The organism is Flavobacterium sp. LK-23 (genome assembly GCF_058135255.1).
This window is the reverse complement of the sequence record NZ_JBYUVT010000001.1, coordinates 684,863-700,805: the sequence shown is the minus strand read 5'-3', so window position 1 is coordinate 700,805 and position 15,943 is coordinate 684,863. Positions and strand designations below refer to the sequence as shown.

At 34.3% G+C, this 15,943-nt stretch carries 20 protein-coding genes; all 20 read right to left on the bottom strand.

Features of this window, described 5'->3' with window-relative positions; genetic code table 11:
* Positions 1-34: 34 nt before the first annotated feature.
* Complete coding sequence (locus AC3Y25_RS03015; protein WP_489901685.1) at positions 35-1,096, bottom strand: beta-ketoacyl synthase N-terminal-like domain-containing protein; 1,062 nt, start codon at positions 1,094-1,096, stop codon at positions 35-37.
* On the bottom strand, positions 1,096-2,295 hold the full coding sequence (locus AC3Y25_RS03010) for a beta-ketoacyl-[acyl-carrier-protein] synthase family protein (protein ID WP_489901684.1): 1,200 nt from the start codon (positions 2,293-2,295) through the stop codon (positions 1,096-1,098). Before AC3Y25_RS03010 ends, AC3Y25_RS03015 begins: the two co-directional genes overlap by 1 nt.
* Positions 2,296-2,449: 154 nt before the next feature.
* Complete coding sequence (locus AC3Y25_RS03005) at positions 2,450-2,707, bottom strand: phosphopantetheine-binding protein (RefSeq protein WP_111378796.1); 258 nt, start codon at positions 2,705-2,707, stop codon at positions 2,450-2,452.
* Between the two features lie 2 nt (positions 2,708-2,709).
* A complete protein-coding gene (locus AC3Y25_RS03000; RefSeq protein ID WP_198855005.1) occupies positions 2,710-3,327 on the bottom strand; it encodes a 3-oxoacyl-ACP synthase in 618 nt (205 codons plus the stop codon).
* Between the two features lie 15 nt (positions 3,328-3,342).
* Positions 3,343-3,981: a hypothetical protein gene (locus AC3Y25_RS02995; protein WP_489901683.1), complete on the bottom strand. Its 639-nt coding sequence runs from the start codon at positions 3,979-3,981 to the stop codon at positions 3,343-3,345.
* 5 nt (positions 3,982-3,986) lie between these two features.
* Complete coding sequence (locus tag AC3Y25_RS02990) at positions 3,987-5,135, bottom strand: beta-ketoacyl synthase N-terminal-like domain-containing protein (RefSeq protein WP_489901682.1); 1,149 nt, start codon at positions 5,133-5,135, stop codon at positions 3,987-3,989.
* Between the two features lie 103 nt (positions 5,136-5,238).
* The gene (locus AC3Y25_RS02985) at positions 5,239-5,688 is read right to left on the bottom strand and encodes an acyl-CoA thioesterase (protein WP_343540629.1); all 450 of its coding nucleotides are present in this window, start codon (positions 5,686-5,688) and stop codon (positions 5,239-5,241) included.
* A complete protein-coding gene (locus AC3Y25_RS02980; RefSeq protein ID WP_489901681.1) occupies positions 5,663-6,946 on the bottom strand; it encodes an ABC transporter permease in 1,284 nt (427 codons plus the stop codon). Before AC3Y25_RS02980 ends, AC3Y25_RS02985 begins: the two co-directional genes overlap by 26 nt.
* Positions 6,936-7,634: an ABC transporter ATP-binding protein gene (locus AC3Y25_RS02975; protein ID WP_489901680.1), complete on the bottom strand. Its 699-nt coding sequence runs from the start codon at positions 7,632-7,634 to the stop codon at positions 6,936-6,938. Before AC3Y25_RS02975 ends, AC3Y25_RS02980 begins: the two co-directional genes overlap by 11 nt.
* A 63-nt stretch (positions 7,635-7,697) precedes the next feature.
* Entirely contained in the window at positions 7,698-8,696 is a 999-nt protein-coding gene (gene darH / locus AC3Y25_RS02970; protein WP_489901679.1) for a BtrH-related acyltransferase DarH, read from the bottom strand.
* Positions 8,697-9,101 carry a flexirubin biosynthesis protein DarG gene (gene DarG, locus AC3Y25_RS02965; protein ID WP_428237530.1) on the bottom strand — a complete coding sequence of 135 codons (405 nt, stop codon included), beginning with the start codon at positions 9,099-9,101 and terminating at the stop codon, positions 8,697-8,699.
* Positions 9,102-9,105: 4 nt separating this feature from the next.
* Entirely contained in the window at positions 9,106-9,426 is a 321-nt protein-coding gene (locus AC3Y25_RS02960; RefSeq protein ID WP_379795020.1) for a hypothetical protein, read from the bottom strand.
* Complete coding sequence (locus tag AC3Y25_RS02955) at positions 9,419-9,886, bottom strand: hotdog family protein (RefSeq protein ID WP_489901678.1); 468 nt, start codon at positions 9,884-9,886, stop codon at positions 9,419-9,421. The genes AC3Y25_RS02960 and AC3Y25_RS02955 overlap by 8 nt, the downstream gene beginning before the upstream one ends.
* A 9-nt stretch (positions 9,887-9,895) precedes the next feature.
* Positions 9,896-10,324: a hotdog family protein gene (locus tag AC3Y25_RS02950; protein ID WP_278019949.1), complete on the bottom strand. Its 429-nt coding sequence runs from the start codon at positions 10,322-10,324 to the stop codon at positions 9,896-9,898.
* On the bottom strand, positions 10,324-11,457 hold the full coding sequence (darB, locus tag AC3Y25_RS02945) for a dialkylresorcinol biosynthesis protein DarB (protein WP_489901677.1): 1,134 nt from the start codon (positions 11,455-11,457) through the stop codon (positions 10,324-10,326). The genes AC3Y25_RS02950 and darB overlap by 1 nt, the downstream gene beginning before the upstream one ends.
* Positions 11,458-11,474: 17 nt before the next feature.
* Positions 11,475-12,377 (bottom strand): NADPH-dependent FMN reductase family protein, encoded by a 903-nt coding sequence (locus AC3Y25_RS02940; RefSeq protein WP_428237527.1) that lies wholly within the window; start codon positions 12,375-12,377, stop codon positions 11,475-11,477.
* A gap of 280 nt (positions 12,378-12,657) precedes the next feature.
* On the bottom strand, positions 12,658-13,539 hold the full coding sequence (locus tag AC3Y25_RS02935) for a lysophospholipid acyltransferase family protein (RefSeq protein ID WP_489901676.1): 882 nt from the start codon (positions 13,537-13,539) through the stop codon (positions 12,658-12,660).
* A complete protein-coding gene (locus AC3Y25_RS02930) occupies positions 13,540-13,794 on the bottom strand; it encodes an acyl carrier protein (protein WP_177211448.1) in 255 nt (84 codons plus the stop codon).
* Positions 13,787-15,022, bottom strand: a complete 1,236-nt coding sequence (locus AC3Y25_RS02925) for a beta-ketoacyl-[acyl-carrier-protein] synthase family protein (RefSeq protein ID WP_489901675.1) — start codon at positions 15,020-15,022, stop codon at positions 13,787-13,789. The genes AC3Y25_RS02930 and AC3Y25_RS02925 overlap by 8 nt, the downstream gene beginning before the upstream one ends.
* Positions 15,023-15,198: 176 nt before the next feature.
* Positions 15,199-15,930: a flexirubin biosynthesis SDR family reductase FlxB gene (gene flxB / locus AC3Y25_RS02920; RefSeq protein ID WP_111378968.1), complete on the bottom strand. Its 732-nt coding sequence runs from the start codon at positions 15,928-15,930 to the stop codon at positions 15,199-15,201.
* Between the last annotated feature and the right edge of the window lie 13 nt (positions 15,931-15,943).

Below are 15,943 nucleotides of genomic sequence, written 5' to 3'. Positions count from 1 at the left end.
AAGATAAAAAACAGCGATATGTTTTTGTGCGTTATCATTTTGACAGCAGCGTAAAACTATGGTTTTTTCCGTTTAATTGATTGTATAACAAAATCGTTTTGGAGCTTGATTTTTCGACAGCATTTACTTTTACGATTTCAGGAATTTCTTGAGTTTTCAAAATTTTAGCAGCCATCCAAAAAGCAAAAGCCGAAGCTGTATCGTATTCACCGCTCAAATGTTTGTAATATAAAACAGGAGTTTGAGCAAATGCATTTTCGGCAAGATTTCTATAATAATTCTCAAAATCGACATTTCCGTCAAAACCTAAAACAAGCACGTCAACATCTGAAATTTCTAAGTTATTTGATTTTAAGAACGAAACAATTGCTGCTTGAACTTCATTTTCTTCCAAAGTATTTACAATAGAAACATCTAGAAGTTCGGCATAAGTGTTTTCTTTTCTTTCGTTTTCTAAAACAAAAAAACTAGCACCTTCGCCATAAACCGCTCCACTTGTTGAAGAATTTAGAACATCGTACGGAGCAGAATTGTCTGCTTTAATTCGTCCGTTTAGCTTAAAAAGCGAAGTAGTATAATCGCCATTTTCGTCAACACCACCCACTAAAATTGAATTGGCTTCAGCTTCTTCAATCTGCATTTTAGCATCAATAAGAGCCGATTCAAAAGAAACAGCACCATTCACGTAGGTAAAATTATAACCTTTACATTGCTGTAAAAGTGCAATTTGTGCTCCAACGGTATTGTGAGTAGATTGAATGAAAGAAGTCGGAGTTAAAAACTCTTCATTATTGTCTAAAATACTTTTCAGGAATTTTTCAGAATCTTCGATACATCCTAAACCAGTTCCCGTGATAATGGCATCGACTTTTTCAATATTGGCATCTTTCATAGCCAAAGCCGAAGCTACGATTCCGTTTTTTACACCTTTTGCCATTCTACGACTGGCAGCAGGCGAAATATATTCTTTGTATACTGGCGGAACAATTGCCAGTACATTTTCTTCATGATTTACAATAGCTTCTTCCAAAAAAACAGTATCAAATGTTTTTTGAGTCGAAATACAGCCTACTCCATTTATAAATGTCTTCGTCATTAGCTTTTTGAAAATATAAGGGTTGAACAGTTTCCTCCAAAACCAAAAGAGTTGGATAAAACGTGCTCGATAGTTTTATTCTTTAAAGTTGTTTGTGGTTTCAAATCAAATTCTTCCATCGGAACTTCAAAATTCAAATTTGGGTAAACCACATTATTCTGAATTGCCAAAACACTGTAAACGGCTTCAATCGCAGCTGCAGCCGCTAAAGTATGTCCCGTAAAAGGTTTTGTAGAACTGAAATCTGGAACTTTTTCGTTTTCATAAATTCGAAGCAAAGCTCTTCCTTCAGATAAATCGTTGTTTGGCGTTGCCGTTCCGTGCACGTTGATGTAATCAATTTCAGAAGGTTTTAAACCCGAAACTTCAAACGCTTTTTTCATGGCCAAATAAGCGCCGTCTCCATTTTCTGAAGAAGCAGTTTGGTGAAAAGCGTCGTTGGCATTTCCGTAACCCGAAACTCTTGCCAATACTTTTTTGTTATGTTTTTCAACAATTTCATCTGATTCTAAAACCAAAAAAGCGGCAGCTTCTCCAAGATTTAATCCTTTTCTGGTATTGTCAAAAGGTTTGTTGTAATCGTCAGATAAAATCATCAAAGTCTTAAATCCGTTGATGGTGAATTTTGCCAAAGCATCGGCTCCGCCCACAATTACGCGATCTAATTTTCCCGTTTTGATCAATCTTGCACCCAACATAATTGAATTGGCCGCAGACGAACAAGCAGTACTTATCGTTGTCACCATTCCTTTTAAACCTAATTCTTCAGCAATTTTTTCGGCAACATCTCCGCCATCGTGGCAAGTAATGTACTTGGTCAATTCTGGCTTTTCGAAATAATCGTAATAATGTCTTTCCGTCATGTCCATTCCGCCAACGCTTGTAGCCGAAATAAGTCCCGTTCTAAATTCATTTATATCGGTAATGCCAGCATTTTCAACAGCTTGTTTTGCTGCTAAAGTGCCAATCATAGCGGTTCTCGAGAAATTATTATCCTCATTTAATTTCAGTTCATCAACAAGATCTTCGTTGGTTTTTTTTATTTCGCCAACTTTGATAACATCTGCATGAACAGTCGAAATATTTTGAATACTAGAAACACCGATTTTGTTTTCGGTCAAGGAAATGTAGTTTTCCTCAACCGAATTACCAATCGCAGAGATAATTCCCATTCCCGTTATTGCAACACCTCTTGCCATTTTAGATTTTAGATTTATGATTGTAGATTAACTTTGCGTCTTCGCGTCTTTGCGAGCATATTTCTCAGCTAAGAAACAAAGCTTATAAATTTAATCTCGCAAAGTCGCTGAGTCGCTAAGCTTTTTTAGCAATCTTTGACAAAATTTCTACCGATTATTTCGTTCTATTTGCGCTGATATATGCTGCCATAGTTTCGATAGATTGGAAAATAGATTTCCCTTCTTTCGGATCTACTAATTTAATTCCGTAATCTTTATCTAAAATCACGATCAATTCAAGTGCATCAATCGAGTCTAAACCTAAACCATCTCCAAACAAAGGATCGTTATCAGCAATATCTTCTACTGCAATATCTTCAAGGTTTAAAGTTGTTATGATTTTATTTTTTAATTCTTCTTTTAATGCTTCCATGATTATTTATTGTATAATGTATTGATAGTCTCGTTTGTATATTTTGCATTTTCTTCTGTACTAATTGTACATAAAAAAGCTTTATAATTGTCGTTAAAATATTCTACCCAACCGCACAAAACCACATCTGCTTTATTCGTATTCAGAAGAATATTCGAATAATTCGACATAAATTCGGTGTTAAAGGTGTCAAATATAAAGAAAGAATTTTCACTTTTCAGCTGATGACGGATACTTATTTCGCCCAAACAAATATTTGGCAGCGTATAAACAAAGACCGCCGGACTCGGATAATAGTTTTCTTTGTCTGAAATAGATTCCTGATATTTTACATCGGTATCCAAACTTGACGATTTATTGGCCAAAACCAAAGCAATATTATTTTCCTGCTCGGTTGAGGTAATCGGACTCAAAAGCAATTCTGATCCCAAAAAAGCCAGTTTGCTCAAAGCATCCATTTTGAAAAACTTTGGATATTGCATTTCAAAATTGCGATAGGCTTGTTTAGAAAAATCAGCAAAATCGGTTGGTTCAATTTTGAATACAGAAGTTCCGTTCAAAACAATCTCGTTGTTTTGGATGGTGATGTAGGATTGTATGTAGGTTTTGTTTTGAGTCATTTTTTAAATCAGAGGCTAATTTATTCGTTTTATAATTCCAGTTATACTTGTTCGATTTAATAAATTGCTTTTATAAACATAACTTCCATCTTCTAGAATTTCGATGATTTCGACATTCATTTTTTCACCAATTAAGTATTCTAAATTCTTATCACTTACTTCTAAATAAGTAAGCACATAATTGGTGTCATTTATCCAATCGATTTTGTATTTTGAAAAACCACTCTGATTTTTTTCTACTTGAAATTTTTCGTCTCTCTCTATAATTATATCAGAATAGGCACCGTCATTATATTTAAATATACCCTTTTTGAATTCTTTACACTTTGAAATTTTAGATTCTTCAAGTTTTTTATTTTCAAACCTTGCATTGATAAATCTAAATATAAAGTCATAACAATTGTTTCGTAATTTACTGTCAGGATAATATTCTATTCCTTTTCGATAAGCTACAACCTGAGCAATATTTTCTTGATTTTTATAAGTTGTTTTTTCTGGAATTACAACAACAGAACTTGTTTTCCCAAGATTATCAACACAAAAATTTACTGTCAACAATTCTATAGAATTCACATCATTAACGAAAAATTCATCTTGAATTTGTGCACAAGTATTTAAATAAAAAAACAAAAACAGAAAAGTAATTATTTTCATTTCAATTATGAATTAAAATTCATTTTCTCAAAAACTACAGCCGTATTACAACCTCCAAAACCAGAAGCCGTCTTAAGGAAATATTCAATCTTCTTTTCTTGATTTTTTTCAATCACATTGATTGTTTCGCTAACCCCAATTTCATCAAAACCTTTCGATTCAAAAAGTTTATTTTGATTGGCAGATTCTATTGCAATTACCGTTTCCAATAATCCTGAAGCGCCAAGTGTATGACCATAAAATCCTTTTAAACTATTTACGGGAACATTTTGTAAATCTAAACGAGTTAGAGCGATCGCTTCCATTTCGTCATTGTAAGGAGTTGCAGTTCCGTGTGCTGAAATATAATCTAATTTGTTGGCTTCAATTTGTGCTTCTTTCAAAGCATTTTGAATGCTTCTGAACAAACCTTCACCTGTTCTTGAAGGACCCGAAATATGATTGGCATCGTTTATCGAACTGTCGCCAATTACTTTTATTTTAGCATTTTTGGCTTCCGCCGAAATTAAAACTGCCGCTGTCGCTTCGCCTAAACTTACTCCGGTTCTGTTTTTGGAATATGGTTTGCAAGGCAATTCGCTCATCGCTTGGAATGCATTAAAACCAGACAAAACAAATTCTGAAACTTCATCGCCTGCCACTACAAAAACGTAGTCATAAAGAGTAGATTGAATCATTCTTTTAGCAACAGAAACGGCTAAAATTCCAGAAACGCAGGCATTCGAAACTACAATTGGCTGAGTTTGGAATCCGAAGAAATCGGCAACGTTTTTAGCTAAAACATCTAAATGTGCGTTGTTGAAACTTTCTTCAGAATCATTTGCTAAAGCGGTTACATTTCCTTTTGTAGTAGAAAGAATAAAAGCGGTTTTTGAATTTAATGCTACTCCAGAATTTTTGATAATTGGTTCTAAAGCCAAAATTATCATTTTTTCTAAACGGGAATATTTGGTTTCAATACTTATTTTTGCAAAAGCACTGTTTATTTTTTCATCAGAAATAATCGAAGCATAAAACGGATTCGGCATCAAAGAAACATCATTATGAAGTTGGATTCCAGAATCACCACGAAGAATGGCGCTGATATTAGATTCAACATCAAAACCTAAAGGTGTGATGCAATTCGTTTCTGTGATGTATATTTCTCTTAACATTTTATGATTTTAATTTCGTGAAATTTTTTGCTCGCAGATTTGGCAGATTAAGCAGATTCCGATTTTACAATTTTTAATTCGTGAAAATTTGTGAAATTCGTGGCTACTTCAACAACCCAACTTTTCGTTTCCATTCCTCATAAAAAGGAGGATTTGTCAGCATTAAATTTCCTGCTGTATCTAAAAAAACCTGAGTGGTTTCGCCTGTGCAGGCCACTTCTCCTTTGTCGTCAATAATTTTAAAACGGTAAATCATTTTGGCTGCAGGAGTGTCAACAACAGTTGTTTCAATTGTAACCACATCACCATAACGCAAAGACAATTTATGTTCGCAAGTCGATTTTACAATTGGCGTTGTATAACCCGTTTTGGCAATATCTAGATACGTAAGTCCATGTTGGCGTCCAAACGCTTCTCGTCCATCTTCGAAATAGGTGATATAATTGCCGTGCCAAACAATTCCAAGCGGATCTGTTTCGTTAAAACGAATCCTGATTTCGTGTGAAACGGTTAGATCTGTAGCTTCTTTAAACTGCTCTTTTCTTTTTATCATAAAATAATGCGATGGAAGTGGTAATAATGAAAAACAAAAATAATAAACTTATTCTTGGTATGATTTCGACGAAAGAAACGTTTCTAAGCAATACATCGTAAAAAGCTTCTAATCCCCAGTTCATTGGAGATGATTTTGCGATATATTGCATAATTTTCGGCATAGCAAAAACAGGAACCCAAACACCGCCAATTGCTGCTAAAATGATCACACTTGTCGCACCAAACGGAGCCGATTGTTCTTGTGTGCTGGCCACAGTTCCTAATAAAATTCCGAACCCGATGGCAGCAAAACCTGAAAATAATGCGACAACACTTGTCAGCAAGAAATGACCTTCGATGTTTAAAGAAGGCAATCCGATGGATGGAAATAAGAAAACGGCAACGGCAACCATCATATAAAACTGAATCATACAGATGATAGAGTAGGTGATGGTTTTTCCAATAATAACAACCAGATTAGAAACTGGATTGGTTCTTAATCGAACAAAAGTTCCTTGAGATTTTTCTTTTACAATATTGATAGATAACGGAATGACAATAAAGAAGATTGCAAAAAGCGTCCACGCCGGAACATTATGCTGAACGGAATTTGGACGAACTTCTTTGTTGTTGATTCTCGGAATTATTTCTTTGAAAGTAATAAAGTTCTTTTGTTCAAAATCGATTGTTTCTTCGCCTAATTGTTTTTGAAAAGTGCTGTAAATCGATTTGGTTTCAATCTGCGAAATCATTTTGTCGATCGAACTCATAACCGCATTTTTGAAACTCATCTGAACCGCTGGATCAAAATACAGTTTTACTTCTTTTTCTTTAATGACGCGCTGAGGTTCGGCAGCTGTTGTACTATCGGTCAAACCTAAATTGCTCACAATTTTCTCTACATTCTGATTCACTTTTTCCTGTAAATCGGAACTTAAGTTTTCTGGAATTACAATTGCCAATTGAAATTTTCCTTTGTACACATTTTCTTTGGCAATTTCTTCGGTAATCAGTTTATTGTCGATTTGGGTTACAACAGTAAAATATTTGCTTTTTTCTAAATTTTCAAAAACGGTTTTAGAAACAGATCCGTGGTCTTTATCGACCAAAAGAATTTGAAGTTTAGAATCGGTTACGGCTTTAAAAGTGCTGTCCTGAATTAAGGTTACGGCAATTACCAAAACCAAAGGCATGATAAATAAAATAATCAATCCGCCTAAATCTCTTTTTAGCAAAAGGAATTCTTTTACTACCGACATCCAAATTTTATATATCATCTCTCAACGCTTTACCGGTTAATGAAATAAAAACATCTTCGAGATTTCGGGCATCTTTTGTTGATTCAATTAATGCGGACGGAGTTGCTTGTGCGTAAATCTGCCCTTGATCTAAAATCGCAATTTGCGAACAGAAATCTTCGGCTTCAGCCAAATGATGTGAAGTATAAATAATGGTCGTTCCGTTTTGATTTAACACTTTCAGATAATCGATAATGGCAGTTTTAGAATGCACATCGACACCAACTGTTGGTTCATCCAAAAACAAAACTTTCGGATTATGAAGAATTCCTGCAATCAGATTGACACGGCGTTTCATTCCGCCAGAAAAAGTCTGAACTTGTTTATCGGCAAATTTCAATAAACCTAAAAGATCCAGCGTTTCGATTACTTTATCTTTTAAATCAGATCCTTTTAAGCCGTACATACTTCCAAAATAAAGCAGATTTTCTCTGGCCGTTAAAGTTGGGTACAAAGCATATTCTTGTGGAACAACGCCTATGATTTTTTTAATTTTTGAAGAATGATGCTGATAGTCTAAACCATCAATTGTAAAATGTCCAGAAGTTGGTTTTACCAATCCGCAGAGCATCGAGATTAAGGTTGTTTTTCCGGCACCGTTTGGGCCAAGCAAACCAAAAATCTGACCTTCATTTATATTTAGCGAAACGTTGTTCAAAGAATACATTTCTGCATTTTTGTACTTTTTCGAAAGGGATTCTATTTGAATGATAGATTGCAAAATAGTTTTTTAGCTGATCGCTTTTTTTAGTTTTTTGAAAAAGATTTCTTCTCTATTGGCAATATCCAAAAGTTCATCGGCAATAGTGTTGTAAGCATCTTCTTTGGCACTTCTGTTTTTGTAAATACGTGAAGCTTCAACAGCAAAATCACGCCATGAATCGCCAATTTTGGTCATTTCTTTAGAAAGCACTTTCAGTTCTTCGTTACCCAAAATAACCGAAGCTTCCTGTAAAAATGCCGCATAAATAAAACGGAAACCACCGCCGCCAGTTCCAATTTCTTCCTGCATGCGAACCATTTGCGCTAAGTAATGATTGGCTTTTCTAACACCATGCTTTTTAGGCCATTTACGAATCTGGCGAGAAACCATTTTGATGCCGCGAACACCAACAATTGGCATTGGCGCTAGCATATCTCGACACGTATTTTTGATTCCTTTAATAATGGCGCTTTTTAAATCGACTTCTTTTGGAATCTGAATCGGATAGTACATTTGTCCGCGAGGCGCAAAAGCTCCTTTGGCAAAACGCACTTTATTCATGTCTTCGTAAGTTAAAGTCGTAACGGTTTCCATTACAGGATCGCTCACTAAATATTCGGTTTCGGTTTTTCCGTAAACGACCAAATTGTGCGCGTTGAAATGAAAACGATATTCGTCTGGGAAATAACTTAAATTGTAAACGCCAACTTGTAATCCTGTTGGAATATTATTTTTTAAATTTTCGTCTAAAGCTTTATTGGCACTTGAAATAGAGGAAAATTTTTGTCTTTTTATTTTTAAATTTAAACGAGTGGCAACTTTATTGAAAATCTGTCCAGGCAAAGTTCTGTAACTAATTGCTGGTGCATGATTAACTTTTATAAAAGGCAGATAAACAAAGAATAATCCAGAGCCAATACCAAAAACCATCGGTTCGCTAATGTTTAGTCCGCTGTTTTTTAGCAGATTTGACGCTACTCCATTCTCGCAATGAGCAGACTGATGATGTGTGAAAGTTAATTCCATTTATTTGGTAATGCTGTTTTTTAATTCTTCGATTGAAATTCCAAATGTATCGGCGTATTTCTGTAAAATCTTATCGCTTAAAGTTGCAAAAACACTAGGTTTAAAATGTCTTTTTACGCGCCATTTCCAAAATCCCACATAACTTGATAATATGTTAAGATCCATTTTATTGAATTCCATAAAATACACAATCGGACTTACTTCGCCATTTAAAACCTGTTGTTTGGCATCGGCAATACGCTCGTTTATTTCATCAATAGAATTTGAAAGGGCAATTGTTTTCGGTTCCCAGCCCGTACTTAATGTTGTGGTATAATTGCCATTTTCATCAGTTGCGTACAAAAGCTCTTTAACGTTGTTTTTCGTTAAGTTGCTTTGGTCTTGTGGTACATTTTCTTTTTCCATATTGTTAATTTAATATATTAGGAAACATATAGACTGAAATTATGTATAGGCTAATTATTAAAAATCCAAGATTTGTAAAAGCTAAAATTTTGTTTTTCCTTAAAAATAAATCAACCATTTCTATAAATAATACTATATTAAAAATAAGTACTATAACAGATATTATCATTACCATTGCTAAAGCACCAGCGTTATGTTTATCTCCTTTTTCTACAGAAAAGTGAGAAGGGCCAAAATACCAAATTAAGAAAACTAAACCAAGTAAAAGAGCCAAAACACCGATTCGAGTTCCTAGATGTAAAATGATTTTTTTTGGATTATCCAACCGAGATTGTTTTCTGAATGAACAAATTAATTTCACATTCTAAGAGTATCTGGTCTTCCAATAAGCTTTTACAGCTCATTGTACACAAAGTATAATCGTCGCCCACAAATTTAGAAACCAGATTGGCTTTTGTTATGATCGTATCGCCAACCTTTGGCAATGCATGAACTTTTACACTTTTTAAAGCGCTGATAAATCCAATTACATTTACGTTTTCATTTTCGATTCCGTTATCGTCAAAAAAGTATTTTTTTCCAACAATTGCAGAACAAGTCTGTGCCGTATTTTCGATTAATCCCGCTTCGATAAAAACATTATTCTGAATAAAAATATTGTCTTCTTTTATCAAAAATATGGTTTCTACAAAGTTGGAATCTATATCCAAAATCAAATCCACCATAAGCATCGGTGCTCGGTGTGGTAAATAATTTTGTATGTCAACAGCAGAAGTAGTTTTCATCGATTGCTTTTATTTTGCCAAAACGGTTTTCATTTGTCCTCTGGCAATCTCTTCATTATTTAAAGTCGTAACAATATCCACCAAAGTAATTCCTGCAAATTCCTGCAGAATCGTAACTTCAGATTGAATAGTATCGCTAAGCTTTGGAAGTTTCTTAATTTCAATTTCTTTAATAGAACCAATATAGCCCGTTGGAGCAATTTCATTTTTCAAGAAATATTGATATCCTGTATGCAATGCCACAGACTGTGCCATATGTTCTATTAATCCAGCTTCAAGAAAAATATCGTTTGATACAAAAATATTCTCGCGCTGAATTTCTAAACCCGAAACCAACGAAGTTTCAGAATAAGAATGCATAGCATCTACCATCACAAAAGGAAACTTTTGAGGCAGTAAATTTTCGACCATTTCTTTTTCTAAAAGCATTGTTTCCATTAACAAACCGTTAAATAGGCATACGCAAAAGAGAATCTTCCGCTTTCTGGAACAGATAATAAAATTTTATCTCCTTTTTTCAAATTTCCTGAACTCATCAATTCTTCAAGAGCCAAGTAAATAGAGGCAGAGCCAACATTTCCAACTCTAGAAAGATTCATGAACCATTTGTCATCGCTCATTCCGATACCTTTTTCATTTAATCCTTTTTTCAATCCTTCAACAAAAAAGTTTGAAGAAACGTGAGGAATAAAATAAGTAATATCTTCCGATTTAATATTGTTTTTATCCATGGCATCTTTCATGCTTTCAGCACCTTTTGCCAAGATAAATTCGTCTAATAATTTAACGTCTTGTTTTATTGAAAAAACAGATTCGTTTAGCCATTGTTCTGGAGAATAATCGCTCCAGCCTTTAATTTCTCCATTTTCCAATTTATCACCTCCAGCATACATACAGGTTTCTAATTCGTATGCATACGAAAAAGCTTCCATCCATTCGATTTTTAGCGAAATCGGTCCTCTTGGTTTGTTTTCTAAAAGAAAAGCTCCAGCACCATCAGATAGCATCCAACGAAGAAAATCTTTTTTGAATGCAATAATTGGCTGTTCTTCAAGGCTTTTTAAATTATCGGCCTCGTGATTGTATTTTTGAGCATTTAGCCAGGTAGAAACTTTTTCTGATCCTGTGCAGATTGCATTTTTTGAATTTCCAGATTTAATAGAAAGAAAACCAAATTTAAGAGAGTTCATTCCGGCACAGCAAACTCCTGTTGAAGAGTTTAATTCTACCGATTTATTTTTTAGCAGACCATGAACCATCGCAGCGTGCGAAGGCAGAAATATGTCTGGAGTTGAGGTTCCACATGAAAGTACTTCTAAATCTTGAGGCGTAAAATTTTCGTCGAATAACGGTAAAATGGCATTTTTGGTTAATTCGGCATTGCTGTGTGTGCTTTTTCCTTCTTTGTCAACAGCGTAATATCGGCTTGTAATTTTATTGTTGCGCAAAATAATGCGTCTTGCTTTAGAAGCAGTATCATTGATAAGGCCCAAGTAGGCTTCCATTTCGTCATTTGAAACGGCTTCGTTTGGCAAATATTTTGCAGCTTTTGTAATATATACTTCAAACATAATTTAAATTTCGTCTTCTAAACTCCCTGATAATATTGAGTTTCCTTTTTTATAGATTTTAACTTAAGCGGATAGGTAATAAGGTGCAATATATACACTATTGGTGAGATTAACCATATCGCAAGGAATAAATAAACATTAAATACTTTAAGCAGCTGTTTTCGGTTTTTTTGATTTTTATAAATGATATTTGACCATTTATTAAAAATTTTGTTGGCCGTTTTATCAACCGTTACCAAATACGAACTTATTTTTACAGCACCAGCATGGACTAATTTGGGCTGTAATTGCGCTAAATTATTTTGCTGTAAAGAATCCAGCATGATTTCTCCAAACTGACTCGATTCTTGTATGTCTTTTTCTGAAACTCCAGGAAGCGGAAAAATACCTAAATATTTTTTCTTAACTCCAGAGAACATCCATTCTACAATGGTGATTACACTTATTAAATTTCCAACACGGTCTACCAAAGCTACGTTTCCAACCAAATTGGCATTGGCCTTTCTTAGCAAAACTTTGATTTTTTCCTGAGCCATAATCCACATGTTTCTTGAACCGCTGATCGTAATAACAGGAGTATTGTTTAAAATTTTCTTGGCATCTTCACTTTTCAAAAATGAATTGATTGGAATAGAAGGAGATAGATACCAAACCTGATAATGAAATAATACTAAATCAAATTTTGTGTTTAAAATTTCCTCAGGAACAGGTTTTAATGCGGTCGGAATCTGTAAAAACGATTCTGGAAAGGCATCAAAAAACGATTCTTTGTTCCAAGGAAAAGGAAACGGTTTCTCTAATTGTATTTCATGAAATGTGAGATTTATTTCTTCTGAATCTAGAAATGGTTTTGCAATATTTCTTGCAATAGATTCCAGCTGTCCAGATTGCGTATAATAAATTACGAGAACATTTTTCATTTTAGGTTTTTGGGCTTTGGTGGTCAGCAAAAATAAGTAAATTTATTTAAACGAATTTTCTTATTTCGACCAATGGTTTTTTATTAGCCACGAATTCACGAATTATTCAAATACTGTTGTTATTAATGATTTTCCTTAAATTATTAAATAGTAATAATTTCACGAAAAACGAATTAATAAAAATTAGTGTAATTCGAAATAAAGATTCTGCCCCAGTAATTAATAAAAATTCGTGAATTGCTTCGCCAGTTCGCTATCGCTCGGGTCGTGGCTAAAAAAATTACGATTTTATATCGTTCCAGAAATCAAAATAATTGAACCATTGCAAAGGATATGTGTGCAGAATGCATTCAACACTTTTTACATATTCCTTCAAAAGTGCTTTTTCGTCTCGGTGTTTTACTTCGGCTTCTCTTGCGTACAAATGATAATGAAGATTGGGTTCTTTCATTACATAAACAAAAACCACAGGAACTTTTAATCGTGAAGCAATTAAAAACGGACCTGCAGGGAAATTGGCTTCTTTGCCCAAAAGGTTTTCAGAAAGCGATTTTGTTCCTTCAAAATAACGATCGCCTGTAAAGCAGATTAGTTCGTTATTGGCCAAAGCGGCATTGATCTCAAATATATGAGATAAATCTTCTTTGATGATAATAAACTTTACAGTTGGTTTTTGAGAAACGCTTTCGAGATAATTCTTAATGGCAGAATGCTCTAAATCTGTTGTAACCAAATTGATTTGGAAATTAAGATCAATATCTCCCAAAAAATGTTCGGCAATTTCAAAATTTCCGACATGAGCACTAATTAAAACACCGCCTTTTTTCTCGGCAAGTAATTTTTTTAGTGTTTCTATTCCGTCAAATTCATAAGTAAATTTGTTTCGCATTCCTGCCGAAATGGAAACTTTATCAATAATAGTCTGTCCAAAAGTATAATAGCTTTTGAAAACCATTTTTTTGGATTTGAAATAGGAGTATTGCAGTCTTTCTTTAAAATAATAGAAAATGGCTTTGTTGCTTTTTCTTAGAAATAAAAAATAATAAGACGCAACAAAATAAAGTAAGACATAAGCCGCTTTGACACCCGCTTTTTGAATTAAAAAAACGAATATTTTATAACCTAATACAGTTCCTTTGGATTTACCATCCCATTGACTCATTTAAGCTGATTTGGCTTTTATTTTAGTTTCGATTAAGTCATAAAAACTTTGAAAATCAGAAATTCCAACAAAATCTGCTTCCACTAGTTTTACACCAAAGTTTGCCTCTATTGAAACGACTAAATCAACATAATCCAGACTGTCTAACCCAAGTGTATCTTTTAAATTAGCATTTGGTTCAATGTCGTCACTATCAACTTCAAATTCATCAACTAAAAAACCATTAATCTTTGCTATAATCTCTTCTTTATTCATTGTTCAATTTAAACTTTTTAACCACCAACGCAGAGTTGGTTCCTCCGAAACCGAAAGAATTGGACAAAAATATGTCAAATTTTTTGTTTAACGTAGTTTTAACTAAATTTAATTTTGACGCATCTTCATCTGGAGTTTCCAAATTGATGTTTGGCGCGATAAAATCGTGCTGCATCATTAGGATAGAATAAATGATTTCGCTGGCTCCTGCCATCCAGCATTCGTGGCCAGTCATTGATTTTGTAGAACTTACAGGAGGATTTTTTTCTCCAAAAACTTCAAAAATGGCTTTAGCTTCATTAGCATCTCCAACAGGTGTTGAGGTTGCATGAGCATTTATATATTCAATATCTGAAGCTTGTAATTTTGCATCGTCAAGTGCACGTTTCATTGCTGTGGCTGGTCCTTCAACGTTTGGAGTAGAAATATGCCCGCCGTTTGAAGAAAATCCGTAACCGCCAATTTCTGCAATGATATTGGCACCACGCGCAATGGCAGATTCGTAACTTTCTAAAATTAAAGTTGCACCACCACCACTCGGAATTAATCCGTCACGACCAATATCAAAAGGTCTTGAAGCTTTTGTAGGATCACCTTCTCGGTTAGAAAAAACACCTAAACCGTCAAAACTGCTCATGGCATATTTGTTGATTTCCTGAGCTCCGCCAGTTATAACAATATCTTGGAAACCGCTTTTGATTAAAAAATAAGCCAAACCAATAGAGTGAGAACCACTCGCGCAAGCCGCACTTACCGTAAGATTGATCCCGCGAAGTTTAAAAATCGTCGAAAGATTCATCGTAACCGTAGAATTCATCGATTTAAAAATAGCGCCAGAACCAATAAGAGCGGTGTCTTTTTTCTCGCGAACAATATCTGTTGCGTCAATAATAGCTTTAGAAACGCTGTCGTTTCCGTACATAATACCTACTTCGCGTTCGTCAAAAAAAGCATCATCAATGTTAGCGTTTTTTAAAGCTTCTATAGTGGCCATATAAGCATATTCGGTTTCTTCACCGATGCTCATACGTTGTCTGCGCGTCAATAAATTTTTAAGATCGGCTTTCGGAACCATCCCTGTTAAGGCCGACTGGAAACCAAATTCTTTACGTTCAGAATCAAACTGAATACCAGATTTTCCTTCGTATAACGAATCTTTTACTTCGTCTAAAGAAGTTCCGATACAAGAATAAATTCCCATTCCAGTAATTACAACTCGTCTATTCATCGTCTTTCAAAAGTAATTTTTTATCCTTAAAGTGTAATTTTTTAATCTTGCCACAAAGGCACTAAGGCACTAAGTTTTTTTAAAGTTTTTTTGCTTAAACTTTGCGACTCTGTGTCTTTGTGAGCAATTTTCTATGTTTAAAAATCTTTAAAATAATCTCGCAAACATAGTATTCTTTAAGAATATATTCCGCCATTTATGTTGATAATTTCTCCTGTAATATAGCTTGCTTTTTTAGAAATCAAAAAGCTTACCAAATCTGCTACTTCTTCGGCTTCGCCAAAACGGTTTACCGGAATTAGTTTTAATAATTCTTTTTCGTCCAATTGACTTGTCATATCGGTTCTAATAAAACCAGGAGCGACAGCATTTACAGTAATATTTCGTTTTGCCACTTCTTGTGCTAATGCTTTTGTAGCAGCAACAATAGCACCTTTTGCAGCCGAATAATTGGTTTGTCCTGCAGTTCCTTTTACTCCAGAAACCGAAACCATATTTACGATTCGGCCGTATTTGTTGCGTAACATTTTTTGAATGAAAAATTGAGTCACATTAAAGAAACCGTTTACACTTGTATTCATAACGCCATTCCAGTCTTCTGGTGTCATCCACATAAAAAGACCGTCTTTGGTGATTCCAGCATTGTTTACAATTGCTTCAACCAATTTCTCAGGATTTGCTTCCTGCCAAGCAGTTAAAACATTTTGTACGTTTTCAAAATTAGAAACATCAAAACCTAAGATTTCTCCTGTTGCGCCTAATTTTTGTACTTCTTGTAATGTCTCTTCGGCAGCTGTTTTATTCGAATGATAATTAATTAGAATATGATAATCGGATTCTACGGCTAGTTTTTTACAAATCGCACTTCCAATTCCTCTCGAACCGCCTGTTACTAATACACACTTCATTGATGTAGGGTTT